The sequence below is a fragment of the Hahella chejuensis KCTC 2396 genome (assembly GCF_000012985.1).
GTDB lineage: Bacteria > Pseudomonadota > Gammaproteobacteria > Pseudomonadales > Oleiphilaceae > Hahella > Hahella chejuensis.
Genome location: NC_007645.1, coordinates 47,770 through 73,588 on the forward strand (window position 1 = coordinate 47,770; position 25,819 = coordinate 73,588).

Below are 25,819 nucleotides of genomic sequence, written 5' to 3' on the forward strand. Positions count from 1 at the left end.
TTTCCCTAAGTGACAACTATAAAAAATTGTTTCAATCCAGACGCATGACTTCAGTGTAGTCAAGGGATGCCAAAGTGCGTAATACTAATTTGTAATGAACCACTTTTCATGCTGACAAAATGTTTTGTACAGCCACGCCTGATAGGCGCCCCTCGCCGCAAGAAACAGGCAGAGTGAGAACCAGAGTCCGTGATTGCCCCAACCCTGAGTGAGCCACCAACTGGGCAGAAACACCAGCAGGGTGGCGACAATAATTGTATCCCGCATCGCTTTGCCTTGGGTAGCGCCCACAAAAACGCCATCGAACAGGTAACTCCACACGCCGATCAGAGGACATAGAATCAGCCAGATCAGATAGCGACTCGCCTCGACGCGAATGACTTCCAGGTCGGTCAGTCGGTAGATCAACCCTTCGCCTCCCAGCCAGAAAGCCAGGGTCAGCAGGAGCGCCGTCACTAGCGACCAGACGCCTCCTACTCTGGCGGTGCGGCGCAGCATGCCCTGATCGCGCTTACCGACGGCTTCTCCACACAGGGCTTCGACGCCATTGGCGAAGCCGTCCAGGGCGTTGGAGATGATCATCAAAAAGGTCAGCAATACGGCGTTTGCGGCCAGAACGTTGGTTCCCAACTGTGCGCCTTGCGCCGTAAAGAAAGCGAAAGTGAACAGCAGCAGGATCGTGCGGATGAAAAGATCGCCATTGAGCTTGAGCAGCTTGGCGAAAGCGCTGCGCGCCCAGAGTTCCGGATTGCGCATCTGGGTGAAAAAGCACCCGACGTCACCGCGTATAACGAAGAAGAGTCCCAGCGCCAGACTGTAATATTCGGCGATGAGCGACGCCCAGGCCACGCCGTCGGCGCGCATACCGAAACCGACCACGAACAGCAGGTCCAGTACGATATTCACGAGGTTGGCGCTGACCGCCAGAATTAATGCGCTGCGAGTACGCTGACAGCCGATCAGCCAGCCCACCACGCAGTATTGAATCAGCACCGCCGGCGCACTGAAGATGCGGATTTCCGCATAGTTGTGCGCTTGCGTCCAAATGTCGCCGGTGGCCTGCATCCACGCCAGACCCAGGGGCAATATCCAGGCGCGATTGAGAATCATGAATAGCCCAATGCCAAGTGCGATGGCCGCCGCGCGCAAGAACTCGCGGATCAACCTGCCCTGGTCCCCGGCGCCCCAGGATTGCGCCGCCAGACCGGTGGACCCCATGCGCAGAAAGCCGAACGCCCAGAACAGAAATGTGAACAGATTGCCCGCCAGCGCCACGGCGCCGAGATAGACCGGAGAATCCAGGTGTCCCAGTACGGCGGCGTCCACCAGACCCAGCAACGGCGTGGTGATATTGCTAAGAATTAACGGCCAGGCGAGGGCCCACAAACGCAAGTGAAGCGTTGCCGGGGGAGTGCTCATGAAACTCCTGAAGATGTGGCGATCAGATCACTGAAAGTGACCAGATTTGTGCATGAAATCAGCTGGATAGCTTTTTTACCTAAACCATGACTGAACAATTGCCAGCCCGATCCAAGTTTGTCTATACTGGCGCTGTACCTTGCATTTGACTTCCTACAAAAGTAGTCGACGGACCGTTGTAGGCGGGCCGTCTTGCAGGAAGTGTCCGGCAGTAACAATAAAAACTAAGCTGTGGAGACACAATAATATGATGTCACGAAGACGCGCAATAGCGGTGGCTTCGCCCGTTCCGTTTGTATCTGCGTCCGCTTCGGCCGCCTGGGAATTGAATATGACTCCCGGGGTGACGGAAGTGAGTCAGTCAGTATACAGCCTCCACATGACTATTTTCTGGATCTGCGTGATCATAGGGATAGTGGTGTTTGGAGTAATGTTCTGGTCGATCTTCAATCACCGCAAGAGTAAAGGGGCGAAACCCGCCCAGTTCCATGAAAGTACGACAGTCGAGATTATCTGGACTGTTATTCCCTTCCTTATTCTCATTGGCATGGCCATACCCGCGACCGGCACGCTGGTCAAAATGTATGACGCCAGTGAAGCGGATATGGATATCAAAATCACCGGTTACCAATGGAAATGGCGATACGAATACCTGAACCAGGACGTCAACTTCTTCAGTAATCTGTCAACTTCCCAGGACCAGATCTACAACCGCGACGACAAGGGCGAACACTACCTGTTGGAAGTGGACGAGCCTCTGGTGTTGCCGATAAACAAGAAGATCCGTTTCCTGGTCACCTCCGCCGACGTCATTCACTCCTGGTGGGTGCCCAGTCTGGCGGTCAAGCGCGACGCTATTCCCGGCTATATCCGCGAGGCCTGGACGGTTATCCAGGAGCCCGGTATTTACCGCGGTCAATGCGCTGAACTGTGCGGCAAGGATCATGGCTTCATGCCCGTCGTGGTGAAAGCCGTGCCTGAGGAAGAATATCAGGAGTGGCTCCTGGCCAAACAGGAACTGGCTCGTCAGGAATACGAGTTGAAAAATAAAGAATGGACGATGGAAGAATTGGTTGCACGCGGGGAGAAAACCTACGCGTCCAGTTGCGCTGTGTGCCATCAGGCCAATGGCGCCGGCATACCGCCGGCATTCCCTGCCCTTATCGGCAGCGGCGTAGTCAAAGGTCCGATCGAGAAACACACTGAAATCGTATTGCACGGGGTGCCCGGCACCGCCATGCAGGCGTTCGGAGCGCAGCTGAGTGAAGTTGATATCGCCGCTATCGTGACCTACGAGCGTAATGCTTGGGGCAACAACATGGGCGACATGATTACTCCGCAACAAGTTGCAGAGTTAAAGAACAAGTAGTTCTCAGCGACACACAACCAATTTAAGAGGAGTTTGACCATGAGTGCGGTACTAGGCGCTGACGCGCATCACCATCACGGTCCGGCTAAAGGCTTCAAGCGGTGGCTGTTAACCACCAACCATAAAGACATTGGCACCATGTACCTGTGGTTCAGTTTCGCCATGTTTCTCACCGGGGGCGTCATGGCCCTGATAATCCGGGCGGAACTGTTCGAACCGGGCATGCAGATCGTCAATCCGGAATTTTTCAATCAGATGACCACCATGCACGGACTGATCATGGTGTTCGGCGCGGTTATGCCAGCTTTCGTCGGGCTGGCTAACTGGTTGATTCCGATGATGGTCGGCGCGCCGGATATGGCGCTGCCCAGGATGAACAACTGGAGTTTCTGGATACTTCCGTTTGCTTTCGCCATGTTGCTGTCCACCCTGTTTATGGAGGGCGGCGGTCCCAACTTCGGTTGGACCTTCTATGCGCCGTTGTCCACCACGTATGCGCCGGACAGCGTGAATTACTTCATCTTCGCAGTGCATATGATGGGGATCTCTTCCATCATGGGGGCCATTAACGTCATCGCCACTATTCTGAACATGCGGGCGCCGGGTATGACCCTAATGAAAATGCCCCTGTTCGTCTGGACCTGGCTGATCACCGCTTTCCTGTTGATTGCGGTCATGCCCGTATTGGCGGGCGTCGTCACCATGATGCTGATGGATATCAATTTCGGCACCAGCTTCTTTAAAGCGGAGGGCGGCGGCGATCCGGTGTTGTTCCAGCACATATTCTGGTTCTTCGGCCATCCTGAGGTATACATTATGATCCTGCCCGCCTTCGGCGTGGCGTCACAGATCATTCCCACCTTCAGTCGCAAGCCGCTGTTCGGTTATCCGTCCATGGTGTACGCCACCGCCTCTATCGCGATCCTGTCGTTCGTGGTGTGGGCGCACCACATGTTCACGGTTGGCATACCCCTGGCCGGAGAGCTGTTCTTCATGTACGCCACCATGTTGATCGCCGTGCCCACCGGGGTGAAGGTATTCAACTGGGTCAGCACCATGTTCCGCGGCTCTCTGACGTTTGAGACGCCCATGCTGTTCGCCATCGCCTTTGTGATTCTGTTCACCATCGGCGGCTTCTCCGGCTTGATGCTGGCGATCGCTCCGGCGGACTTCCAGTATCACGACACCTATTTCGTGGTGGCGCATTTCCACTACGTGCTGGTCCCGGGCGCCATTTTCTCCATCTTCGCAGCCACCTACTACTGGTTGCCGAAATGGTGCGGAAACATGTACGACGAGGGGCTTGGCAAAGTGCATTTCTGGATGTCGTTCATTGGTTTGAACCTGACTTTCTTTCCGATGCATTTTGTCGGACTGGCAGGCATGCCGCGACGGATTCCCGACTACGCTCTGCAGTTCGCCGACTTTAACCAGATATCCAGCGTCGGCGCGTTTGTTTTCGGGACCACGCAACTGCTGTTCCTGTTTATTGTTATCAAATGCATCAAGGGCGGTAAAAAAGCCACCGCCCAGGTGTGGGAAGGCGCGGAGGGTCTTGAATGGACGCTGCCGTCGCCGGCTCCCTATCACAGTTTCTCTGAGCCGCCTACTGTGAAGTAGGCGGGCCGCATGGGTATTGAGATAACAAGAACAAGATAACTGCCACAGGAGGACCTATGGCGACGCAACAAAGTTATTACGTACCGGAACAGAGTAAGTGGCCCATCATCGCGACGGTGGGATTGTTTTTGACCCTGTCCGGTTTGGCGACAGTAATGGTGAATAAAAGCGGCGGCGACACCAGCACCGGTTGGTGGATGTTCGGCATCGGCTCCCTGGTGATGGTGTATATGCTGTTTGGGTGGTTCGGCAATGTCGCCAAGGAGAGCATGGCCGGCTTGTACAGCGCGCAAATGGACCGCTCATTCCGCTGGGGCATGTCCTGGTTTATTTTCAGCGAAGTGATGTTTTTCTCCGCTTTCTTCGGCGCGCTCTTCTATGTGCGCTATCTGGCTGTCCCCTGGCTGGCGGGGGAAGGCGACGGCGCCATGAACACATTGCTCTGGTCGGATTTCGAGGGGACATGGCCTTTGATGAGTAATCCCGACCCGAAAGCGTTTCCGGGGCCGGACGCGGTCATCAACCCCTGGAGTATTCCGCTGCTCAACACCGTGCTGCTGCTGACTTCCAGTGTGACCATTACCTTCGCCCATCACGCTATCAAGAAGGACGAGCGGGAGAAGGTGAAATTGTGGCTGGGGCTGACCATTCTGCTGGGCGCGATCTTCCTTGGCTTTCAGGTCTATGAGTACATTGAAGCGTATCACGAGCTGAATCTGACGTTGGCGTCCGGCATTTACGGCACCACGTTCTTCATGTTGACCGGGTTTCACGGCATGCACGTCACCCTTGGGGCGATTATCCTGACCGTTATTATGCTGCGCTACATGAAAGGCCATTTCTCCGCAAAACAACATTTCGGTTTTGAGGCCGCCGCCTGGTACTGGCACTTCGTGGATGTGGTTTGGGTGTGTCTGTTTGTGCTGGTTTACATCATGTAGTTCTGATGATCGACCCGATGTCTGCGTCGGGTCTTTTGGCTTCGCCGGAGCGTGGAACTCCGGCGGCGTCTCCACATCTAGTGGGGCGTCGGATTCAACTGCAAATGCCCGCTGAACAACAAGGCGAGCAGCACAACGATGAGGGCGACGGAAAAGCCCACGCGATAGGTGAGCGCTTTAGCGGTGCGTTTACTGGTGCTGTCATCCTTGACCAGAAAAAACAAACCGCTGAAAAGACTGACGACTGCGCCTGTAAGTAGTAATAAAACAAGGATTTTCATGGGTTCCCTCTTATTTTTTCGGACCACTATAGCAAAGACATTGCAGACAAACTACGGACTCCGTGAGGGCGTCCAAACGCTGTCGGGGGAAATGTCCGCCGGCTTTCGCGCGGTATGTCGGGATGGGAATGAGTGAACTGGAAAATCCTGTTGTTCAGCCTGTTGCTGTTACCCGTTCTGCTTGGACTGGGATGCTGGCAATTGATGCGCGCGCAGGAAAAAGAGCAATGGCTGCAGGCCTACCAGGCGATGCAGAGCAAGGCGCCGCAGCGCTATGACAGCCTGCAGGCGCCGCCCCGCTATGCGCGGGTCACATTGTCCGGCGCGTACTCGCCGCAAGGCGATTGGCTGCTGGACAACCAGATACGGGAGGGCCGCTTCGGATATCGGGTATTCACGCCTTTCTGTCTGGATGGCGACGACGCTTGCGTCATGGTGGAGCGGGGCTGGATTCAGGGCGATCTGGATCGCAGCGTGCTGCCGCAGATTCCGGCGGTACCGGGAAGACTGATCTTGCAGGGGCGTGCGGATACGCTCTCGGACAGCTATTCCATGGGCCCGAATGAAGCGTCGACAGCCGCGCCGTACCGGGTGCAGACCCTTAAGCTGGAGGAAGTGCGTGAGCGTATGTCCGGTCAGCTGGCGAGCTGGGTGCTGCGGCTTGATCCTGACCAGCCCGGCGCGCTGACGCCGGTATGGGAGCCGGTGGTGATGGGACCGGAGAAACATTACGGCTACGCCGTGCAGTGGTTCGCCATGGCGTTGGCGCTGGTGGCGCTGACGTTCTGGAAATGGCGACGTGGCGATAGCGAAGATAAGAACTTGGAAGAAGCAGGAGAAACTGACATTGGAACAACTGGCCATGGCTGAAAACGCGCCTTCGTCCCGCGGGCGTCTCAAACTCTGGGGCATCATTCTGGTGGCCGCGACGCCGCTTATCGCGGCGATGGTCATGTATTTCGGCCGCATCGGCATTCCTTCGGGCTCCACCAATCATGGCGACCTGATTATTCCGCCTTTGGACGCCGTTGAGATCGGTGTGAATCTGCCTGATGAGCGGCTGGAGGAAATCACACAGGCTGACGGCAAACGCCAGTGGCTGATGTTGACCATCGCTGGAGACGTCTGTAGCGAACGTTGCGCGCAGGCGTTATATCTGTCTCGTCAGGTCAATATCGCGCTGGGAAGAGAAGCTGACCGGGTCGGCCGCGCGCTGTTGGCGGACGCTGGCGACGCATCGTTGCAGCAAGCGCTGAATGATTATCCGCGCCTGCTGCCCGCGCCCTTCTCCAGCGGCGATATGGAGGGGCTGCGCGCGAAGTTGAACGAGCACAATATTCAATTGCAACCGTACGATATGCTGTTGATGGACCCGCTGGGCAATATCATGATGCATTATTCAGAGAAGCACGACGGCAAGGCGATCCTGGAGGATCTGAAGCGGCTTCTCAAAGTATCCAAGATTGGTTAGAGTGAGGAAAGACTTCCTCTGGGAGCCGTTGAGCCGGCAGTAAAATCAACGACTTCCGAATGCAGTAACAACAATAACAAGAGGCGTTTGGAAAATGGACTATGTCGCCCCGCCGGCGGTAGTGACGTCGGCTGTCGTAAACCCGCGTCTGCAGTGGCTGCGCCGCCTGGTCATCCTGACCTCGGTCTGGGCCTTCTGTGTGATTCTGCTCGGCGCATACACCCGTCTGGTGGACGCCGGCCTGGGTTGCCCGGATTGGCCTGGCTGCTACGGCTTCCTTACGGTGCCGAACGAGGCCCATGAAATTGAAATTGCGGAAGCCCGCTTCCCGCACGCGCCGGTCGAGGTCCACAAAGGCTGGCCGGAAATGGTGCATCGCTACTTCGCCAGCGCCCTGGGCCTGCTGATTTTCGCTATAGCTGCGCTGTCCTGGCGCGACATTTCCCCCGATTCCGTTCCAGGCGCGCGTCGCCCGCCTCGTAAACTGACTCTGTTTTTGTGCGCTCTGGTGATTCTCCAGGGACTGTTCGGCATGTGGACCGTCACCCTCAAACTCTGGCCGCAAATAGTCAGCGCGCACTTGCTGGGCGGCTTCTGCACGCTGACCCTGTTGGCGCTGACGGGCATGCGGCTACTTGATCGGCCGCTGACGGTCTCTGCGGAGACGCTGCGCCGTTGGCGTCGACTCAGACCGCTGGCGCTGCTCGCCGTGGCGTTATTGGTCACGCAGATTTTTCTGGGCGCCTGGGTGACGTCGAACTACGCCGCCGTGGCCTGTCCCGACTTCCCAACCTGTCAGGAAAAACTGTGGCCGGAAATGGATTTTCAGCACGGCTTTAATCTCACTCAGACTATCGGTCCCAATTATCTCGGCGGACTGATGCATAACGAAGCCAGAGTCGCGATTCATATGACCCATCGCCTGGGCGCCGTGGTTGTGCTGCTGGCGTTGGGCGGCTTTCTGATCGCCGCCTGGCGGCGCTCTCAGGGTTCGCCTCTCAGACGCAGCCTGGCTCTGACCGGGGCGTTGCTGCTCCTGCAGATCGTGTTAGGCGTGACTAATGTGGTGGCGCTTGTGCCGCTGCCGGTGGCGGTGGCCCACAACGGCGTTGCGGCGTTGCTGCTGATTTCTCTGGTATGGGTGACATACCGTTTATGGACTGCCAAAGAGGTGCGCTCATGAAAAATACCGCTTCCACTACGGCCGCCGCCGGCTGGCGCGATTACTACGAACTGTGCAAACCAAGGGTGGTGGCGCTGATGATGCTGACCGCGGTGGTGGGCATGCTGCTCGCCAGCGACCAGGGGATGCCCTGGAATGCGCTGATTCTGGGTAACCTCGGCATCGCTTTGCTGGCTTCTTCCGCGGCGGCGATCAACCATATCGTCGATCAGAAAATCGATGCGGTGATGGCGCGTACGCAAAAACGTCCGATTGTGCAGGGGCGTGTGGATAACGTTCACGCGCTGACGTTCGCCTTCTCTCTCGCGGTGGTGGGCATGGCGATTCTGGCCTGGGGCGTGAATCCGCTGACCGCCTGGCTGACCCTGGCGTCGCTGATCGGTTACGCAGTGGTTTACACCCTCTTTCTGAAACGGGCCACGCCGCAAAATATCGTGCTGGGCGGTCTGGCGGGCGCCGCGCCGCCCCTGTTGGGCTGGACCTCGGTTACCGGAACCGTAGACCCTCATGCGCTGTTGCTGGTGTTGATCATTTTCGCCTGGACGCCTCCGCATTTCTGGGCGCTGGCGGTGCATCGCAAAGACGAGTACGCCAAGGCCGGCGTGCCCATGCTGCCGGTGACCCATGGCGACCGCTACACCAAGCTGCACATTCTGCTGTACACCCTGATGTTATTCGCCGCCAGCATGCTGCCCTTCATCACCGGCATGTGCGGCTGGATCTACTTCGTCGCCGCACTGGCGTTGGGGGTGCGTTTCCTGGACTGGGCCTGGGCGATGTGGCGGGACTCGCGCAAACACGCGGCCATCAAGACTTTCCGCTACTCCATTACCTATCTGATGCTGTTATTTGTGGCGCTGCTGGCGGATCACTATATTCCGGTGACCCTGTCATAGCAGGCCAATCGCAGACGCTTGGAGAAAGTCGCCGTCTCGCTCTGGGCATCTGCGTAAAAGCGTCTAGAATTTAACAGCTACGTAGGACGTTTTTTTCCGCCAACGTGGAAGTGCTGTTATGTTGAGTCTACTGCGAAATCCTTTGCGTCTGGCTGAAGTCGCCGCCGATCCGGCGCAGGTTAGCGTCATCGATGAAGGTCTGGAAGTCTGTCCGGAACGGGTGGATGTGGCGCCGGAAGGCGTACAACAGATCTGGCGGGCGGTGGAGCGTCTGTACGCCACAGGCACCCAGCCGGCGATCAGTTTGTGCGTGCGCCGCAAGGGCCGCGTCATTCTCAATCGCGCTATTGGTTACGCCAGCGGGGGCGGTCCTGGCGATGCGCCGGATGAGTTCCGCCAACCTATGACCACCGCTACGCCGGTATGCCTGTTTTCCGCTTCCAAAGCGGTGACGGCGGTATTGATGCATAAGCTGGCGGAAGACGGACTGATCAACCTGCTGGACCCGGTCAGTTTCTATTTGCCGGAGTTCGGTCAGCGCGGTAAACGTAATATCACCCTTCACCAGATTCTCTCTCATCGGGGCGGCATTCCCGGACTGCCCACCCACGAATCTCTCGACACGTTGTACGATCACGAACAAGTGTGGAAGCTGTTGTGCGCTGCCAAACCTATCGCGGTGGACGGCGGCAAACTGGCGTATCACGCCATTACCGGCGGGTTTGTGCTGCAAAGAGTGCTGGAGAAAGTGACCGGTGCGGGCATTACGGAGTACCTGGAGCAGACGCTGCGCGCGCCGCTGGAGATGACCTACTTTACCTTTGGTCTGGATGAGGTGGGGAAAAATGCTGTCGCGCGGAACTACGCCACGGGGCCCGACGCGCCTTTTCCTGTGTCCTGGGCGCTCAAGCGCGCCCTGGGCGCGGATATGTCCGCCGCTGCGGCTATTTCCAATGAGCGACGCTGGATGGACGCCATCATTCCCGCCGCCAATTTATACGCAACAGCGGAAGAAACCTCGCGTTTTTTTCAAATGTTGCTAGATGGCGGCGAGTGGCGCGGGCGGCGAATTCTGCAGCCCGTCACCGTAAAACGGGCGACTCAGGAATTCGGCGGCTGCACCTTCGATCGCACCATGATGATCCCCATGCGCTACAGCGCCGGCTTTATGCTGGGGGGAAACCCGGTGGGATTATGGGGACCGCATACGGAGCGCGCCTTCGGCCATATCGGGCTGATCAATAAGTTCTGCTGGGCGGACCCAGATCGGGAAATTTCCGTGGCGTTGCTCACGTCGGGGCTGGCTCTGCTGGCGCACCATCTGCCGCGATTGGCGGCGTTGATCCGGCAAATCAATCTGCAATGCGCGCCGCTCGCATTGTAATCGGAGCGACGCGAATTCGGGGCGTGGAATTACTCGTGGCTGGACCAGCGGTTGGCCTGTTGTTCGATTATCAGCATGACATTTTTCAATAGCTGACGCAGTCTGACCTGGGTCTGGGTGCGCTCCACCACCTGAGAGACGGACGCCTGCAAGCGATGCAGTTTGGGGCTGACCTGTCGAATGCCCTCGGTGATCATCTCATAGGGGTAATGGTGGTCCTGAATACTGAGTTTATTCAGTTCGGACGCTTCCTGCTGGAACACGCTCAACACGTCATAAATCGTATCTTTGTTAGTGATAGTGGACGCCTCCCAATAAGCGTCGTCCAGCACTTCAATCAAGTTGAGGAACTCGGTGCAGGCATCGGATATTTTTGCGGGTGTCATGTGCGCCTCAAATTTACGGATAAGCTTGGAACGTTCTTACATTCAGCATAGCAAAAACTGGCGCAGGCGCCTGAAAACTGGACACTCTCGCCCAGTCCTGGCCTCGGGAAGGCCTAAAACGTTAGTTTTAGCGAGGGTTGGCGTTATGTAACCGCATTGTGTGCGTAGCGGTTTAAAATGTGTATTAAGGTTAATTTTTGAACTATTTCTCCAATTGTGGAAGAAATGTGGATATACTGGTTTTTACCTATCCCGGCTGCGGGCGCTTCGGGAGGCCAAACAACAACAGGAAGTCGTAAGCCATGAACACCCTTGAGGCTCAGCGTTGTCGCTTGCAGGAAGAGTTAGCGTTGGCGGAAAAAGAACTCGAAGAGTTATTACGCACCCCGAACCCGAACAAAACGATGGTGAATTTCTACAGTGATCTGCTGGTGCGCAACCGCGAGCTGATCCGCATGATTGACACCCACCTCAGTCAGTCGTCCCATTGGATCACCGACAAAGCGATCGGTATCGCCAAACTGGCGGACGGCTTAGCTTAAACTGGCCGGGGTCCGGATCAAAGCTCCGGACTTTCGCTCTCTTCGCGGGTTAGAGACAAACGGCCGATCCAGTCACCGGTCAGCGTGCCGAAAAGCAGGACGTCGCCGACCTGCTCCACTGATGTGATGGTGTGCAGGCGTTCGCCCTCCGGGTCCTGTAGATTATGCAAAATCTCCCCTTGCTCATTGACGCCCAGCACGAAGCCATAACGCTCAGCCTGCGGCTGTAATGCTTCCGGCAGTTTGGACATGCGGCTTTTCAGCCAGGGAAACGAATGCATGAAGTCCAGTACGCCGTTGCGCGGCGCGATCAGCGCGATCCAGAATTCTCCCGCTCCATTGCTGGAAACGCCGTCAGGAAATCCGGGCAGGTTCTCTATCAATATATCGCTGGTTCCCTGTTTGGGACCTTGCAGCCAGTACCGGCGCACTCGGTAGCGGCCGGTTTCGCACACCGCCACAAAGTCTTCGTTCTGGGACAGGGCGACGCCGTTGGCGAAGTACAGGTCTTCCAGCAATACGGTAGTGACCCCGGCGCCGGGGTCATAACGGAGCAGCCTTCCATGAGGACGGCTTTCTATCAGGTCTAAGCGATGCTCATGTACGCCCCAGCGCCAACTGGCGTCGCTGAAATAAATAACGCCATCTTCGCCGACATCCACATCGTCGGCGACGCCAAAGGGCAGGTTATCCGCCTTGCTGGTCAGGACGGTGAGTTTGCCCTCTTTATCCAGTTGCAATAACCCTTTTGCGGCGTCGGCCACGATCAGGTCGCCGGCCGGATTGAACTCAAGCCCCAGAGGGCGGCCGCCCGTATTGGCGAGGACTTTGAGCTCTCCATCCTTGTTGATGCGGACTATGTCGCCGTTGGCGAGTCCGGCGTAAATGGCTCCGTCGGCGTCCTGAGCCACGTCTTCAGGGCCGTCCAACCGCCCCTGACCGATCAGCTCCGCTTCCAGCAGACGTTGATTGGGAGCGTAGGACCCTTCCAGATCCGGCGCCGATGGCGCGTCGTAGGCTTCCGGATTAATGACGGCGGGCGAAAACAAAAAGTAGGTCAGTAAGATGACCCCCACCACCGTCAGTAGTCTGAGAGAGGCTTTCATTACTCCGCGTGGGTTCCTGTCCGTTTATTGAAGCGGATAGGTTACTCCATCAGGCGATGTAATGCGTCATACTCGTAAGTCACCAGCACAATGATGTCCCCGTCTTCACCCTGGGGCTCGGCGTCTGCGGCATAGCGTTCCAGATAGACATAATCCAGCAGTCCATCCTCCCGGTATACATAATGCTCGCACCACTTGAAATAGGGGGTGTGAATGTCGGTATAGCGGCGGGTCAACCTGCGGCCCTCGGCGTCATAGGTGAAGTTGGACGCCGCCACTTCACACCCCGGCTCCGTAACGCAGGAGCTCTCCGGCCTGTCTGTAAAGGTGCGTGCGCCGTTCAGGCTGCCGTCACTGGCGTACGCGTATTGCGTGGTCAGCTTTTCCAGGTCGTTATCGTAGGTGTCGTGGGACAAACGTCCGTCGCCGTCAAAGACGAATGAGCGTTTGACCAGCACCTGATTATGGGAGGCGCTGTCGGTGGAGTAGGAGTTAATGCGGACGAGACCTGCGCCCGCGTCTTTCTGCGGCTTCATCTGGCCTGTAACGGTTTCGCTGGTGCGTTGGCTCAGCGCGGCGTCACTGACTTTGCTGAAGGTTTCCACCCAACGGCCGCGATCCAGCGTCAGGACGTTGACGACGTCCCACTCGCCATCCGCGGGTGAAATCTCCGTATACAACGGGTCCAGGCTCAGGGAAGAGACATAGGCGTCCAGAGACAAGGCGCGACGGCTCATATCGACGCCGCCGTCCAGACGCACCGCCGCCACTGCGCCTTTGGAATCGTAGGTCAGCCCGGCGCGGCCGACGTGCTTGCGTTGCGGGTCCTGTACGCCGGCGAGGGCGAACAGTTTAACATCGTTGTCATTGCGTCCCTCCAGCGCCGCGCTCTCCGTGTCTGCATGCACATACCAGTTTATTTCTTTGACCGTTAAGGGATCGCTGAGGGCGTTTTCATACTGTAGTGCAGTCTTCCAGGGACTGAAGTCATAGGCCGTGAAGTCTTCCGTTGAACGGATATCTTTCATGACGCCCGCCGCCGCATAAGCGATTTTGGGCGCGTTGTGCAGCAGACTGGCGCTCATCACCTTCACCTTGGTGGCGTCCAGGTGGTTGAGGCGGTTGGCGGCGTCGATACTCTGCGCTTCTTCCGTCATCATGTTCTGCAGCGCCATAGCGAAAGCCTTGGCGTAGACATGGTGGCGATACTGCCCGCTTTTGACGTAATCGAACAGGTAATTGTTATTGAAGCCCACTCGCTCACGGGCGCGTTGATGAGCCTGCTCGACAGTGGCTTCCGGGTTTTCCTCCCGCATCAGATCGTACTGCATGCGCACCAGTGTGGTCAGAGGGGAAATGACCGGACTCCCCGGCGGCGCCATCAGAAAGTAGGCTTTATCCACCAATCCCGGCTCGCTGGAGGCGCAATCCGTCGCCGGAGGGGCGACGGCGTTAATTAAATCTTCGTCTTGCGTCACGCAGGGAAGCGCGTAGGCCATGAGCGGGTATAGCCTGGGATCGTCCACGCCAGCCAGTTGTTCCGCCGTAAACTCATACTCCCCGCCAACGCCGCTCATTACGGCAGGCTCGTCATCGCCAGCGAGGTAATCCCCATTCAAATCCAGCCAGACCTTGGCCTGACGCAGGTAACCGTCCAGCACTACGCCATGAAAGTTGGCGTTGGGCGGCGGCGGTTGCTCCGGCTCGCGAGGGTCGCGCAGTGTGGATACATCGGATTTCTCGCCGCCGCAGGCGCTCAGAAGCGGCGTCAGCAGGCTGACGATAAGCAGTGCGCCACAGTGGATTCGCATGGTGGTCCCTGTCCTTTTTGTTTTTGTGAGCGAGTCAATCTAGCGGGGAGCAAGAGGAAATTCGTTGATAGGTTTAACAAATGTTTACAAAGGATAAGAGGAGAGTGGCGGTATCCGCCGCGCAGACAAAAAAATGCCTCGCTTCCGGGGTGTCCCTATTAAAAAGTCCATCCTGGTCCCATCGCGAGGCTTAAGGCACGAGCGTAGAGGTAACAGTCGTTGTACAAAAGAAGTACCCTGACTATTGATGAAGAAACGTTAAGCCTGTAACAACTTAGCGAAATCTCTTCACCCTGTTTATCGCACAGATTGTGCCAATTTCGACTTTTTATTTAACGTATTGATAATTAAGTGTTTTATTTTCATTTCAGTAAAAAATACGGAAAGCTAAGGGAAGATTTCATGCCCTAAATCTAATCCAGGCTGCTCCATTGCGGTGCATTTTGGCCGTCTGGACAGGTTTTAGCGGGAAGAGGCATCCAGATGGGGACGCTGACGATAGCCCAGACGTCGCCAGATCATGGCGGTGAAAGCGAAGTACGTGGTCATACTTAAGGCGAAGAACCACTCAATGACGTTCTCCCATCTGTCCTTGGCGGGGTTTTCCAGCAACAGGCTGTTGGCGACGCTGGCCAGCCCCAGGGCCAGCATCCACCAGCACAGCCAGGTTTTCGCCCGCAGCCATTTCTGAACGCCGGTGGCGGCATGCAATGCGGGCGAGCGAAAAAGCGTCAGGAGGCTGCGCAAAAGCAGCATTTGCGCCAGCACGGTGAAAGAGAAATAAATGGTGACGCCATACTGCCGCAGTAACCGGTAGACGCGTCCGTCCACGCCGAGGAAATCGGCGTATAACACCAGAAACAGCGCGCCGATCGCCCCCAGGCACTGCATGGCGCGTACAGCGCCTGTCGAAGCCTGATTAAGCTTGAGAAAAGCGCCCGCCTGGAACCAGAAGACGAGCAACAACACAGCGTGGATAATCATGCCGGCGCGAAACAGATACAGGGCGTCGCTGGAGCGCGCCGCCTTGCTGATGGACACGCAACCGTCCCAGTACGGCAAACAGCCGTCGATAGCGCCGACCAGACTACTCCAGAGCCAGGCGGCATGAGCCACCAGCACAGGCAGTAAAAAGTTGCTCCAGGCGATTCGCTGCGGTTGCATGACGGCCTACTTTGGCATCGCGTTTAGCTGACACTTTAATGCTATAGTGCGCAATTGACGACTGCGCTATTAAGGCATGGATTTTATTCAGAGGTGAATGATGCGAACCGAGCGTATTCAATTGATGAGCCCGTCCCCCGGCACCCGTCGGGAGTTGCTTGTCCATCGACTGGGACAGGCGGATGCGCGCCCGAAAGTGTATTTCCAAGCGGGTCTGCATGCGGATGAGTGGCCCGGTCTGCTGGTGCTGCAACATCTGCTGGCGTTATTGCAGGATGCAGAGCGTCGGAACGCGATCCCAGGGGAGATCATTGTGGTCCCCTACGCCAACCCCATTGGTCTTTCCCAGAATGTATTCGGCTATGTGGCGGGTCGATTCGACCTGACCGGCACCGGCAATTTCAACCGCAACTTTGCGGATCTTTACCTGGATACCCGCGACAGCGTGGAAGGTCGACTTGGCTCTGACCTGGAAACCAACAATGAGCTGGTGCGCAACGCTTTACGCGCCGCGGTGGCGGCGGAGCTGGCGGAAGATGAAACCACAGCATTGAAGAAAACCTTGCTCGCCTTGTCCATCGATGCGGATTATGTCTTCGACCTGCATTGCGACGACCACTCCAGCGCCCATGTCTATTCCGTCAAACGTCAGGCGGACAAGGCGCAGGATCTGTGCCGTCATATCGGCGCCCGTTATCTGTTGACGGAGGATCTGGACGGAGTCGTTGCGTTTGACGGCTCGCATTTGCAACCCTGGCATTGGCTGCAAAAGGACTTTCCCGATAACCCCATGGAAATGCCGAAGCTGGCGGTGACGGTGGAGTATCGCGGTCAATATGACGTGTCGGATGAGTTAGCCGCCGTCGACGCCGCCAATCTGTTCAACTATCTGGTCGGCGAAGGTCTGATTCAGGGGGATGCGCAGCCGCCGCAACTGGAGGACGTCCATGTCAGCGCATTGGAGTCAGTGGATTCCATGAAGGCGGAGGCGGCGGGATTGCTGGTGTTTCAAAAGCCGTTGGACGCCTGGTTGGAGCAAGGGGATGTTTTCGCTGAGATCGTCTGCCTGGACGGCGACCAGCCCAATCAGCGCACGCCTGTGCGGGCGCGCACGGCGGGATATCTGATGGCGCGCACCCACCGCCGGCTGGTGCGACCCGGAGATCAGATCGCCAAGGTGTGCGGTGAAAAACCGCTGCCTCATCGCAAAATTGGCAATTTGTTGCAACTTTAAGCGGCATTGCCGACACTTAAATTACAACTATTTATTTGGCTGTGAACGCTTAAACGCGGTAAAAGGCTGCGTAAGGCGAAGGAACACTCCGACTCCGCTCATGAAGTGTATGGCGGATCGGGACACAATAACGGGGAGTTTAAGCGTTTTGACGATGTGATTCTGATCAGGTGTGGAGTCAGTGACGGTAAGGGTTGTCTGGTTTAAACGTGACCTCAGGGTCACCGATCATGGGCCGCTTTATCACGCCGCCCGACAAGGTCCGGTGGCGCCGCTGTATGTGGCGGAGCCGGAGTATTGGGCGCAGCCTGACGCCGGCGAACGGCGTTGGGGATTTGTGCGGGAAACGCTGCAGGAGTTGGACCAGACGCTGAGCAAGCTGGGCCAGCCCCTGTGGTTCATGCATGACAGCATGATCAACGTGCTTGAGTACCTGAAAGACCGGTTTGGCGTTTTTGAGCTGTATTCCCACCAGGAAACCGGGGTGCAGTGGTGCAATCGGCGCAATCAGATCGTTCGCGAATGGTGTCGCCGTAATGGCGTGCTGTGGCGGGAGTGGCCAGTCTGCGGCGTGCTGCGTCGCGCTACGGCCGCTGAGCGCTGGCAGGCCGCCTGGAAAGACTTCATGGCGCAGACCCGCTACCCCAGTCCCAAGTCTCTGCCGATGCTGGGCACGTCGCCGCTCAAGCCGGAAGCCTGGCCTGAGACCATCGGCGCAGACCCCACGCCTTGCGTGCTGCGACAGGCGGGCGGACGCGCCGCCGCCGCCCAGGAGCTGAAGAGTTTCCTGCAGACGCGGGGTATAAACTATTTTCGCGACACCCATTATCCCGCCACCTCCTTTGAAGGCGGCTCACGTCTGAGCCCTTATCTGTCCCATGGCGTCATCAGCTTGCGAGAGGCGGTGCAGCAGTCGCGGCGCGCCTTGCAGATCTACCATACCCACCGCTCCGCGGATTGGGTGAAGTCTATGACCGAGTTTCTGTCCCGGCTCTATTTGCGCAGCCATTACATGCAGCAGATGGAGGACGAGCCGGGCATGGAGTCCATCAATCTGCACAAAAGCTTCAACGGATTGCGTGAGCATCAGTTCGATGAGGCCAAATTCGAAGCCTGGAAGAACGGTGAAACAGGCTTTCCCCTTATCGACGCCGCCATGAAGGCGCTGATCAACTACGGTTGGATCAACTACCAGTTACGCGGGCTTCTGATGTCCTTCGCCGCCAATCAGTTGTGGTTGCACTGGCGTGAGCCGGCGCTGCATATGGCGCGTCTGTCCACGGATTATGACCCGGCGGTGCATTTTCCGCTGACGCAACAGTTCGCGGGCACCACAGGGATGTTCGAGCAGAAGATTTACAATCCGGTCACTGAGTCGCACCGGCTCGATCCCGCCGGCAAATTTATCCGGGCGGAATGTTCCGCGTTGCGGGAGGTGAGCGACGCTTATTTGCACGCGCCGTGGAAAATGCCGCATGCGGAGCAGATCATGTCCGGATGCGTATTGGGACAGGATTATCCTATGCCTATCATTAATAACGAAGACGCTTCGCTTATCGCCGGCCAACGCCTGAAAGCCCATCTGGAAGAGCGGCTCGATCCGATGGAGACCGCTCGCGTACGCGCTGCTCACCTGCGCTCCATCAAGCTGGACTGAGCACGCAAAAAAGCCGGCGCGCCCTGGGGCGGCCGGCGAAAAAGGGGAGCCTGCAACGGACGTAGCGTTATGCTTCTTCGTCGCCTTCTTTGTCGCAGTTTTCAGGGTGACGGCGACGTTCTTTGTGCTGACCGCGCGCCTCGTGCATTTCTTTCAGCTTTTCCATTTGCTCTGCGTTCAGCACCGTGGCCAGTTTGGCGTCAGTTTGCGTGCGCAGATTTTCCATCGCAGTGTGCATCTCTTCACGCTGGGGCTTGTATTGCTCCTTCAGGCTGTGACGTTGCTCGCGGCTCTCTTCCATGATGGTCTGGAACTGTGCTTTCTGTTCTTCCGTCAGCGACAGTTTTTCCGCCAGACGGTCAATGTTCGGGCCTTGGTGGGGGCCGCCCTTGGCCAGTGCGAATCCGCTGGCGGCGATTAAACATGTCAGGGTGAATGCAGCGAATTTTTTCATAACCGTTTTCCTCAATTTCCTGTTTGGCTTTATGTGATTATCAATCTATGCCCGAAATGTGCAGGAAATGAGGAGGCATTAAGGAATAGAGATTACAACGCCGTCATCCTTCGTATTTATAGCCCAGACCGTAAACGGAATGGATGTAATCCTGGTCGGGAAACAGCTCGGTCATTTTCTTGCGCAGCTTCTTGATGTGGCTGTCCACGGTGCGGTCGCTGACGATGCGATGATCTTGATAAATACCGTCCATAAGCTGGCTGCGGGAAAAGATGCGGCCGGGTTCGTCCGCCAGTATTTTCAGCAACTGAAACTCAATGGCGGTCAGCTCCAACGGTTTGCCCCGCAGGACTGCGCGATAGCGCGAGGGGTCCAGCATCAGCGCGCGTTCTTCTACGGGCGCGCCGCGCACACGGCGCAGGATGGCCTTGACCCGCGCCACCACTTCACGAGGGCTGAAAGGCTTGCAGACATAGTCGTCCGCGCCCAGCTCCAGGCCGAGCAGCCGGTCGATTTCCTCCACCCGGGCGGTCACCATAATAATGGGCGCGTCAGTGAAGCGACGCGCTTCCCGGCACACGGACAGGCCGTCCAGACCCGGCAGCATCAGATCCAGCAGAATCAGGTCCGGGGCCTCGGCGCGGATACGCTCCAACGCCTGCTGACCGTCGCCAATGATGTCGCATTGGTAGCCTTCCTGCTGCAGATAGTCTTTGAGCAGACTGGCGAGCTTGGGTTCATCTTCCACGATGAGTATGCTGGCTTGAGGCATGTGCGTTGTCTCCGCTGTCGTTCAGATAAGGGGGCCGGCTTCACTCTTTACCGGCTGGCAGCGTCACGTCTATGGCCAGTCCGCCAAGAGGAGAACGGGACGCGCTGATTTCGCCGTCATGAGCCTCGACGATTTTACGGCAAATCGCCAGTCCAAGCCCTGAGCCGCCGGTGTTGCGGTTACGTGAGTTTTCGACGCGATAAAGATGGTCGAACAGCTTGGGCAGGGCGTCATCCGGCGCGCCCGGACCGGAGTCTTCGATGCGCAGTCGGACCTGATTATGGTCAGTACTGAGGGCAACGCGCACCTGAGCGCCGGGGTCGGCGTATTTGCACGTGTTGCTGAGCAGATTATCCAGCAACTGGCTTAAGCGTGTGGCGTCCGCCCACACTATGGCGGGGCTGGGCGCCAGGTCGCTGATCAACTGAAAGCCGGCGGCGGCGAAACTGGATTGGTGTCTGTCCAGGGCGTGTTGCAGAATCAGGCGCAGATCTTCCTCGTCTTTCTGGTAGCGCAGGGCGCCCACTTCGGCGTTGGTCAGCTCATACAGGTCGTTAATCAGTTTCTGCAGGTGTTCAATTTCCTGCTGGATGGAGAGCAGGTTGTCCCGATTGGTCGGGCGAACGCCGTCCACCAGCGCCTCCAGCTCGCCTTTGGCGATGGCCAGGGGCGTACGCAATTCATGGGAAATATCCGCAATCCAGCGTCTCCGGGCGGTTTCATTGGATTTGAGCGTTTGCGCCAGTTGATGGAAATCCCGCGCCAGTTGTCCCAGTTCGTCTTTGCCCGAAATTTTCAGCTCCATGTCATAAGCACCCTGCGCCAGTTGCCGGGTGGCGGTTGCGAGGCGTTTGATGGGCGTTACGAACTGGCGCGCCAAAGGCAATGCGATCAACAGCGAAATGGCCACCATCAGTGCGCTGATGACCAGAAAGGCCTTGTCCTGGCTCTTGCTGAACGCCAGGTCGTTTTGCTCCGTCACCCGCACCCGCGGCGGCAGCGCCAGCCAGCCGATGGTCTGATCGCCGAGCTTTATCGGCGCCATGATGAAGTCACTGCGATAGCGGCCGGTCACCACCTGCTTGTCTGCGTCCAGCAAGGTAGGCGGACGTGGCGGATGCGGGCGGTCAGGGCGATTATCGCCGCCGCGCCGAGGCGGACGCCAGGGTTGCTGGTCGTCTTCATCGGCTTCCAGCAGGCGCCGCCACAAATTGTGATCGCGACGCAGGGGCTCCCAGCTGCCGGTTTGTCGATAGAAGCGTTGGAGATTATTGATCAGCGTCTCCTGCCGTTGCAGATCGCGGCGATTGACGTAATCCAGGAAACCCCGGTCGAAGCTCCACTGCATGAGAGAATACATGGCGGCGAACATCGCCGTGGTGGCGATCAGCAGCGCCAGAATAAGCTTGGTTTGAATGCGCACGTTGGTGTCCGGTTGGCCTGGTCGGGATAGGTCGCTTCACCGATTAATCTAGCGGCTTTTCCCGACGCCGTTAAGCGCAGGGACGCTATGAGGGCGTTATTTCCTAAGTTTTTTCACATTCGTCCGCTGGTGACGGGAGTGTGAAGAAGGTCATAAACCCAATGTCTGGCGTTATTTACCAAAAATTAATTTTTCTCTAAGATACGCCGGTTTTTTTACCTACCTTGTGGAATCCCCATGCGCAATTTATCAATTGGATTGATATCCATCCTGACAGGCCTTGTCCTGACTGTTGTCGTCACCTGGAACAGTATCTTTTACGCCGAGCCCGGCTATGTGTATCACGTCAGAACGATTTTGGGCGATGAACACGTGGTGTCTGACGTCGGTTACCAGTTTTATCTGTGGGGTCGCTGGAACGCCTGGAAACGCGCGTTGACCGTGCAGGCGGTGAAAGGCGGCGACAGCACCGTTTCCTACGTCGAAGTGGAGAACTCGGAAACCAGCGCTGCGTTGCCGCCGCTGAAAATCATGTTTCTGGACCAGGTGGACGCCGCGGCGGAAGCCACCGTCCGCTTCAGCATTCCCACCGATCAGGAAGGCTTCACCCGTCTGGCCCATGAATACCGTACTCCCGCCAACCTGCTGCGCACGGCGCTGATTCCGGCGTTCAAGGAAACCCTGCAGGCCACCGCATCGCTGATGAGCGCGGAGGACTACTACAGCGGCGGCCGCACCGAGTTCAACACGGAATTTGAAAACCAGATGTCCAACGGCATCTACATCGTCAAGCGTGAGGAAATGCTGGTGAGCTCGCAGCGTAAAATTTCCGGCTCCGCCAATGTGTCGCTGGGCGCCTCTCAGGAAGAATACGGTGACGAAGCCAAAGCGGTATTCGTTGTGCGCAAAGTCACGGACGCCAACGGAACTCCCCGGCGTAAGGATCAGAAGTTCACCCAGTTCGGCATCAGTGTGGTGGATGCGCGCATTACTGACATGACGCCCAACAATCGTTTCATTGAGCGCATGCAGTTGAAGCAGAAAGCCAGCGCCGACCGCGCCATCGCCCGTGAGCAGCGGATTCAGGAAGAAGAACAGCGTCTGTTGGCGATCGCCCGCGGCGAGCGCGAAGTGGCGGAGCGTCAGGCCAAGGCCAAGGTGGACCAGATTCAGAAAACCACCGAAGCGGAAACGGACAAACAGTTGGCTGTGACGTCTGCGACCAAACTCAAAGAACAGGCGCGCATCGAAAAGGAAACCGCTGAGATCAATCTGGAAAAGGCCCGCATTGAAGCGGAAACCAAGCGCACTCTGGCGGAAGCGGAAGCCTACCAGAAAGAAGTGATCCTGAAAGCGGATAACGCGCTGGCGCAGAAGCTGGATGCGGAAATCGAAATTCACAAACTGTGGGCGGACGCCTTCGCACGCCGTTCCGTTCCGACCAACGTCTTTGGCGGAGGCGCCGCCGGTGGCGCGCCGCAGGGTTCCGATACGGAAGTCACCGCCTTTATGCAAATGCTGACGCTGGACGCCGCCAAACGTCTGGCGTACGAACGGGAGATCGGCAAGGGCGCCGACTGATCGGTGCAGCTGACAGCCGTCGTGAAAGGGGCGCCCGCCAAGCGGAGCGCCCCTTTTTTTATGGTTAAACCTCAACAAATCCTAGCGCGAGAGCGGCAGGGCGAGACCGATGAGGATAAAAAGGCCGCCGCAAAATCGATTGAAGCGTTCGCCATGGGTTTGCAGTTTCGGGCCGATGTGATGCGCGGACAGCGCCAGCATCGCCTCCACACTGAATTCGATGACTGCGAAGGTCAGCGCCATCGTCGCAAACTGACCTGACAGCGGCCGCTGCGGATCGACGAACTGGGGTAAAAAGGCGGCGAAGAAAATCAGCACTTTCGGGTTGGACAGCGCCGCCAGGGCGCCTTGGCGAAACAACATGACATTGTTGTGCGACGACCCGCCATTCGGGTTGAGGCGAAGTCCCGGCGCGCGCCATTGCTGGATTCCCAGCCACACCAGATACGCTCCCCCCAACCACTGCAACGCTGTCAAAGCCGTGACGGAAGACTGCAGTAACGCGCCAACGCCGAACATGGACAGCATCATCAGCAATAGAAACCCCAACACGCCGCCAAGAATTGTGAACACGGCCCGGGCGCGCCCATAAACCGCGCCATGGGTGAGCGCGAGCAGTCCGTTAGGGCCGGGAGAGAACGACAGGCCGGCGGTGGCGGCCAGAAACAGAAGCCAAGTTTGCAGAGTCATTGCTAACGCCTTGGTGAATGGGGGATGTGAGCAGTTTAAGGCGTAAGAGTGGATTTAAATGGTAATAATTAGACATATTGGGGTAGATTCTAGTCATTAGGAATTAAGGAAACACTACGTCTGAATATGACTCAACCTGCCCCATCCGCACCGGACGTACGCTTTCTATTGTTGCCGCTGCCGGAGTTCACCATGCTGCCTTTCGGTGGATTTCTGGATAAGCTGCGCTTCAGCGCCGACGACGAGGATTACAGCGCGCAACGCTATTGCGCCTGGCGCGTGCTGGGCCTGGAGCCGGGCAGTATTGTCTCCAGCAGCGGCGTCGCCATTGAAGTGCAGGAAATCGCGGCGCAGACGCGGCTCACTGATTTTGATTACCTGGTGGTGTTCGGGGGACGCACCGCCCGCCGCAGCATGGCGCTGGCCAGTGAATACGGACCACTGTTGCGTAAGGCGGCGGCGCAGGGGCTGTCTCTGGTCAGTATCGACAACGCCTGTTTCCTGCTGGCCGCCGCAGGATTATTGCAGGGGGCCAAAGTGGCGATGCATTGGCGTCATGTGCAGGAGTTTCAGGTTGCTTTTCCCCATATTGAAGTTCGCACCGGGCAGCTGTATTGCTTTGACGGTAAGCGCATCAGTTGTGGGGGAGGCGTCGCTGCGGTGGACCTGGCGGTGGAGTTACTGGCGCGACATTGCGGGAGAACCCGGGCGCTGAAAGGCCTGGCGGATATGCTGGTGGACGAGGCCCGCAGTGAAACCCATCCGCTGAAATCCCTGGCGCAGGAGAGCGGGCTCGGTCGTAACGTCGGGCGTGCTGCGAGCCTGATGCGGCATTGGCTGGGAGACGCCTTCACCGTTGAAGACATTGCGGCCGCCATCGGCGTCAGCCGCCGTCAATTGGATCGTCTCTTTATCACGGAGTTTGACTGCACGGCGCGAGCCTATTGGCGGGAAATGCGTTTGCAGCATGTGCGCTGGCGCTTGCTGAACTCCCACCACAGTCTGGCTGCGCTGGCTGATGAAATCGGCGCGCAGGACGTCAGTCATCTCTGCAAACTATTCCGCCAGCGTTTCGGCGTCAGCCCGGACGCTTTCCGCAAAAGCGGCGGTTGAGACCGCTGTTCATGCTTAGGTCCTTTCCCTTTATTCGAACCTTTTAACGCAATTTTTAAGCTTTTTATTCAAGGATATAGCTTCTAAGGTGAGGTTTTGGCCGGTTCACCGGGAGGAGATGGGTTATGGGTTTGCTGGTTGACGGAGTCTGGCGCGATCAATGGTACGACACCGCTAAAAGCGGAGGCAGGTTTGAGCGGGAAGCGTCTCGTTTTCGTCGCCGCGTCAGCGCTCAAGGGGAAGATGGATTTCCGGCTGAGTCGGGTCGTTACCATCTGTATGTCAGTCTGGCCTGCCCCTGGGCGCACCGCACTCTGATCTTTCGTAAGTTGAAAGGACTGGAGCCTCATATCAGCGTTTCCGCCGTATCTCCGGATATGATGAATAACGGATGGGAGTTTGACGCCGCCAAGGGGCTGCCGGATCATCTGTACGACGCTGACTACCTGTACCAGCTCTACCTGAAAGCCCATGCGCAATACAGCGGTCGCGTCACCGTGCCGGTGTTGTGGGACAAGCAGACTCAGACCATCGTCAATAATGAGTCGGCGGAGATTATTCGCATGTTCAATGAGGCGTTTAACGGTCTGACCGACAATCACGCCGACTTTTACCCCGAACCGCTGCGGGAACGCATCGACGCCGTCAACGAATGGGTGTACGCCCAGATCAACAACGGCGTGTATCGCTGCGGCTTCGCCACCACGCAGGAAGCCTACGAAGAAGCGTTCAACGGACTCTTCGCCGCCCTCGACAGAGTGGAGGACATTCTGGCGCGGCAGCCTTTTCTGGCGGGCGACTATCTGACGGAGGCGGACTGGCGTCTATTCACTACGCTGATCCGTTTCGACACCGTTTACTATGGGCACTTCAAATGCAACCTGCGTCGGATCGCCGACTTTCCGAATCTGAGCCAATACATGCGTCAGTTGTACCAGCATGAGCAGGTGGCGGACACCGTCGATCTGCATCATATCAAGCGTCATTACTACTATAGCCACGCCGCCATCAATCCCACGCGCATCGTTCCTCTGGGGCCGGAGTGCGTTTTGAACGGGCCTCATCATCGTGGTTCGGTGCGGATCATGGAATAAGTCTGCGGGTGGCCGGATGCGACAACAGGGTCTAGGCTATTAATCAGGCAGACTAATAGCTTCCTTCTATTTGTCTGCAACGACAGGGCCTGCCCATGTCAGGTCCTGTCTCCCGCGGCTCTCCGCCGCGCAGGCGCATCCATGCGCCAGATATTAACATGTCAATATCATTGCCATATTAATATTAGCGGTTACCTGAAATCATACGGAGCGGCGCAATCATCCTCT

24 protein-coding genes are annotated in these 25,819 nt (G+C 57.3%); 14 read left to right on the forward strand and 10 right to left on the reverse strand.

What is annotated here, in order from left to right:
- Window positions 1-84: 84 nt before the first annotated feature.
- Window positions 85-1,419 (reverse strand): MATE family efflux transporter, encoded by a 1,335-nt coding sequence (locus tag HCH_RS00210; protein ID WP_011394045.1) that lies wholly within the window; start codon window positions 1,417-1,419, stop codon window positions 85-87.
- Window positions 1,420-1,666: 247 nt separating this feature from the next.
- Here HCH_RS00210 and coxB point away from each other — a divergent pair, with 247 nt between their 5' ends.
- From coxB to HCH_RS00225, 3 genes are read left to right on the forward strand one after another with little or no spacing between them, the layout of a single operon-like run.
- Window positions 1,667-2,788: a cytochrome c oxidase subunit II gene (gene coxB / locus HCH_RS00215; RefSeq protein WP_011394046.1), complete on the forward strand. Its 1,122-nt coding sequence runs from the start codon at window positions 1,667-1,669 to the stop codon at window positions 2,786-2,788.
- Window positions 2,789-2,827: 39 nt separating this feature from the next.
- Window positions 2,828-4,408, forward strand: coding sequence for a cytochrome c oxidase subunit I (gene ctaD, locus HCH_RS00220; RefSeq protein ID WP_011394047.1), 1,581 nt, complete (start codon window positions 2,828-2,830; stop codon window positions 4,406-4,408).
- A gap of 56 nt (window positions 4,409-4,464) precedes the next feature.
- Entirely contained in the window at window positions 4,465-5,349 is an 885-nt protein-coding gene (locus tag HCH_RS00225; protein ID WP_011394048.1) for a cytochrome c oxidase subunit 3, read from the forward strand.
- Window positions 5,350-5,426: 77 nt separating this feature from the next.
- Here HCH_RS00225 and HCH_RS00230 read toward each other — a convergent pair whose 3' ends face one another.
- Window positions 5,427-5,630: a twin transmembrane helix small protein gene (locus HCH_RS00230; protein WP_041598329.1), complete on the reverse strand. Its 204-nt coding sequence runs from the start codon at window positions 5,628-5,630 to the stop codon at window positions 5,427-5,429.
- 132 nt (window positions 5,631-5,762) lie between these two features.
- On the opposite strand from HCH_RS00230, the gene HCH_RS00235 reads away from it, so the two are divergent.
- From HCH_RS00235 to HCH_RS00255, 5 genes are all read left to right on the forward strand, one after another.
- Window positions 5,763-6,500 (forward strand): SURF1 family protein, encoded by a 738-nt coding sequence (locus HCH_RS00235; protein ID WP_011394050.1) that lies wholly within the window; start codon window positions 5,763-5,765, stop codon window positions 6,498-6,500.
- Complete coding sequence (locus tag HCH_RS00240) at window positions 6,478-7,101, forward strand: hypothetical protein (RefSeq protein ID WP_238384949.1); 624 nt, start codon at window positions 6,478-6,480, stop codon at window positions 7,099-7,101. Before HCH_RS00235 ends, HCH_RS00240 begins: the two co-directional genes overlap by 23 nt.
- Before the next feature lie 94 nt (window positions 7,102-7,195).
- Window positions 7,196-8,284: a COX15/CtaA family protein gene (locus tag HCH_RS00245; RefSeq protein ID WP_011394052.1), complete on the forward strand. Its 1,089-nt coding sequence runs from the start codon at window positions 7,196-7,198 to the stop codon at window positions 8,282-8,284.
- Entirely contained in the window at window positions 8,281-9,180 is a 900-nt protein-coding gene (gene cyoE / locus HCH_RS00250) for a heme o synthase (RefSeq protein ID WP_011394053.1), read from the forward strand. The genes HCH_RS00245 and cyoE overlap by 4 nt, the downstream gene beginning before the upstream one ends.
- A 118-nt stretch (window positions 9,181-9,298) precedes the next feature.
- Window positions 9,299-10,564 carry an EstA family serine hydrolase gene (locus tag HCH_RS00255; RefSeq protein ID WP_011394054.1) on the forward strand — a complete coding sequence of 422 codons (1,266 nt, stop codon included), beginning with the start codon at window positions 9,299-9,301 and terminating at the stop codon, window positions 10,562-10,564.
- A gap of 29 nt (window positions 10,565-10,593) precedes the next feature.
- Here the strand turns inward: HCH_RS00255 and HCH_RS00260 are convergent, their stop codons facing one another.
- Entirely contained in the window at window positions 10,594-10,950 is a 357-nt protein-coding gene (locus tag HCH_RS00260; protein WP_011394055.1) for a hypothetical protein, read from the reverse strand.
- A gap of 302 nt (window positions 10,951-11,252) precedes the next feature.
- On the opposite strand from HCH_RS00260, the gene HCH_RS00265 reads away from it, so the two are divergent.
- Complete coding sequence (locus HCH_RS00265; RefSeq protein ID WP_011394056.1) at window positions 11,253-11,492, forward strand: hypothetical protein; 240 nt, start codon at window positions 11,253-11,255, stop codon at window positions 11,490-11,492.
- A gap of 17 nt (window positions 11,493-11,509) precedes the next feature.
- On the opposite strand, the gene HCH_RS00270 is transcribed toward HCH_RS00265, so the two are convergent.
- From HCH_RS00270 to HCH_RS00280, 3 genes are all read right to left on the reverse strand, one after another.
- Entirely contained in the window at window positions 11,510-12,598 is a 1,089-nt protein-coding gene (locus HCH_RS00270; protein WP_011394057.1) for an SMP-30/gluconolactonase/LRE family protein, read from the reverse strand.
- 41 nt (window positions 12,599-12,639) lie between these two features.
- Window positions 12,640-14,409 (reverse strand): hypothetical protein, encoded by a 1,770-nt coding sequence (locus HCH_RS00275; protein WP_011394058.1) that lies wholly within the window; start codon window positions 14,407-14,409, stop codon window positions 12,640-12,642.
- Between the two features lie 462 nt (window positions 14,410-14,871).
- Window positions 14,872-15,573: a hypothetical protein gene (locus HCH_RS00280; RefSeq protein ID WP_011394059.1), complete on the reverse strand. Its 702-nt coding sequence runs from the start codon at window positions 15,571-15,573 to the stop codon at window positions 14,872-14,874.
- A 97-nt stretch (window positions 15,574-15,670) separates the two neighbouring features.
- On the opposite strand from HCH_RS00280, the gene HCH_RS00285 reads away from it, so the two are divergent.
- Window positions 15,671-16,807 carry a succinylglutamate desuccinylase/aspartoacylase family protein gene (locus tag HCH_RS00285; protein WP_011394060.1) on the forward strand — a complete coding sequence of 379 codons (1,137 nt, stop codon included), beginning with the start codon at window positions 15,671-15,673 and terminating at the stop codon, window positions 16,805-16,807.
- A 181-nt stretch (window positions 16,808-16,988) separates the two neighbouring features.
- A complete protein-coding gene (locus HCH_RS00290) occupies window positions 16,989-18,464 on the forward strand; it encodes a cryptochrome/deoxyribodipyrimidine photo-lyase family protein (protein WP_011394061.1) in 1,476 nt (491 codons plus the stop codon).
- A 67-nt stretch (window positions 18,465-18,531) separates the two neighbouring features.
- Here HCH_RS00290 and HCH_RS00295 read toward each other — a convergent pair whose 3' ends face one another.
- The 3 genes from HCH_RS00295 to HCH_RS00305 form a co-directional block, all read right to left on the reverse strand.
- On the reverse strand, window positions 18,532-18,918 hold the full coding sequence (locus HCH_RS00295) for a Spy/CpxP family protein refolding chaperone (RefSeq protein ID WP_011394062.1): 387 nt from the start codon (window positions 18,916-18,918) through the stop codon (window positions 18,532-18,534).
- A gap of 103 nt (window positions 18,919-19,021) precedes the next feature.
- A complete protein-coding gene (locus HCH_RS00300) occupies window positions 19,022-19,690 on the reverse strand; it encodes a response regulator (protein WP_011394063.1) in 669 nt (222 codons plus the stop codon).
- Window positions 19,691-19,730: 40 nt separating this feature from the next.
- Window positions 19,731-21,113, reverse strand: coding sequence for an ATP-binding protein (locus tag HCH_RS00305; RefSeq protein WP_011394064.1), 1,383 nt, complete (start codon window positions 21,111-21,113; stop codon window positions 19,731-19,733).
- Between the two features lie 237 nt (window positions 21,114-21,350).
- On the opposite strand from HCH_RS00305, the gene HCH_RS00310 reads away from it, so the two are divergent.
- Window positions 21,351-22,694, forward strand: a complete 1,344-nt coding sequence (locus HCH_RS00310; RefSeq protein ID WP_011394065.1) for an SPFH domain-containing protein — start codon at window positions 21,351-21,353, stop codon at window positions 22,692-22,694.
- An 81-nt stretch (window positions 22,695-22,775) separates the two neighbouring features.
- On the opposite strand, the gene HCH_RS00315 is transcribed toward HCH_RS00310, so the two are convergent.
- Window positions 22,776-23,384: a LysE family translocator gene (locus tag HCH_RS00315; RefSeq protein ID WP_011394066.1), complete on the reverse strand. Its 609-nt coding sequence runs from the start codon at window positions 23,382-23,384 to the stop codon at window positions 22,776-22,778.
- A 126-nt stretch (window positions 23,385-23,510) separates the two neighbouring features.
- Between HCH_RS00315 and HCH_RS00320 the strand changes: the two genes are divergently transcribed.
- The gene (locus HCH_RS00320; protein ID WP_011394067.1) at window positions 23,511-24,497 is read left to right on the forward strand and encodes a GlxA family transcriptional regulator; all 987 of its coding nucleotides are present in this window, start codon (window positions 23,511-23,513) and stop codon (window positions 24,495-24,497) included.
- Between the two features lie 125 nt (window positions 24,498-24,622).
- The gene (locus HCH_RS00325; protein WP_011394068.1) at window positions 24,623-25,591 is read left to right on the forward strand and encodes a glutathione S-transferase family protein; all 969 of its coding nucleotides are present in this window, start codon (window positions 24,623-24,625) and stop codon (window positions 25,589-25,591) included.
- The last annotated feature ends 228 nt before the right edge of the window (window positions 25,592-25,819 follow it).

Coding starts and splice junctions, on each gene's coding strand:
- HCH_RS00270 (WP_011394057.1), bottom strand. CDS start 12,598: ATGAAAGCCTCTCTCAGACTACTGACGGTGGTGGGGGTCATCTTACTG.
- HCH_RS00295 (WP_011394062.1), bottom strand. CDS start 18,918: ATGAAAAAATTCGCTGCATTCACCCTGACATGTTTAATCGCCGCCAGC.
- coxB (WP_011394046.1), top strand. CDS start 1,667: ATGATGTCACGAAGACGCGCAATAGCGGTGGCTTCGCCCGTTCCGTTT.
- HCH_RS00210 (WP_011394045.1), bottom strand. CDS start 1,419: ATGAGCACTCCCCCGGCAACGCTTCACTTGCGTTTGTGGGCCCTCGCC.
- cyoE (WP_011394053.1), top strand. CDS start 8,281: ATGAAAAATACCGCTTCCACTACGGCCGCCGCCGGCTGGCGCGATTAC.
- HCH_RS00325 (WP_011394068.1), top strand. CDS start 24,623: ATGGGTTTGCTGGTTGACGGAGTCTGGCGCGATCAATGGTACGACACC.
- HCH_RS00265 (WP_011394056.1), top strand. CDS start 11,253: ATGAACACCCTTGAGGCTCAGCGTTGTCGCTTGCAGGAAGAGTTAGCG.
- HCH_RS00310 (WP_011394065.1), top strand. CDS start 21,351: ATGCGCAATTTATCAATTGGATTGATATCCATCCTGACAGGCCTTGTC.
- HCH_RS00320 (WP_011394067.1), top strand. CDS start 23,511: ATGACTCAACCTGCCCCATCCGCACCGGACGTACGCTTTCTATTGTTG.
- HCH_RS00245 (WP_011394052.1), top strand. CDS start 7,196: ATGGACTATGTCGCCCCGCCGGCGGTAGTGACGTCGGCTGTCGTAAAC.
- HCH_RS00260 (WP_011394055.1), bottom strand. CDS start 10,950: ATGACACCCGCAAAAATATCCGATGCCTGCACCGAGTTCCTCAACTTG.
- HCH_RS00315 (WP_011394066.1), bottom strand. CDS start 23,384: ATGACTCTGCAAACTTGGCTTCTGTTTCTGGCCGCCACCGCCGGCCTG.
- HCH_RS00275 (WP_011394058.1), bottom strand. CDS start 14,409: ATGCGAATCCACTGTGGCGCACTGCTTATCGTCAGCCTGCTGACGCCG.
- ctaD (WP_011394047.1), top strand. CDS start 2,828: ATGAGTGCGGTACTAGGCGCTGACGCGCATCACCATCACGGTCCGGCT.
- HCH_RS00280 (WP_011394059.1), bottom strand. CDS start 15,573: ATGCAACCGCAGCGAATCGCCTGGAGCAACTTTTTACTGCCTGTGCTG.
- HCH_RS00225 (WP_011394048.1), top strand. CDS start 4,465: ATGGCGACGCAACAAAGTTATTACGTACCGGAACAGAGTAAGTGGCCC.
- HCH_RS00255 (WP_011394054.1), top strand. CDS start 9,299: ATGTTGAGTCTACTGCGAAATCCTTTGCGTCTGGCTGAAGTCGCCGCC.
- HCH_RS00300 (WP_011394063.1), bottom strand. CDS start 19,690: ATGCCTCAAGCCAGCATACTCATCGTGGAAGATGAACCCAAGCTCGCC.
- HCH_RS00230 (WP_041598329.1), bottom strand. CDS start 5,630: ATGAAAATCCTTGTTTTATTACTACTTACAGGCGCAGTCGTCAGTCTT.
- HCH_RS00285 (WP_011394060.1), top strand. CDS start 15,671: ATGATGCGAACCGAGCGTATTCAATTGATGAGCCCGTCCCCCGGCACC.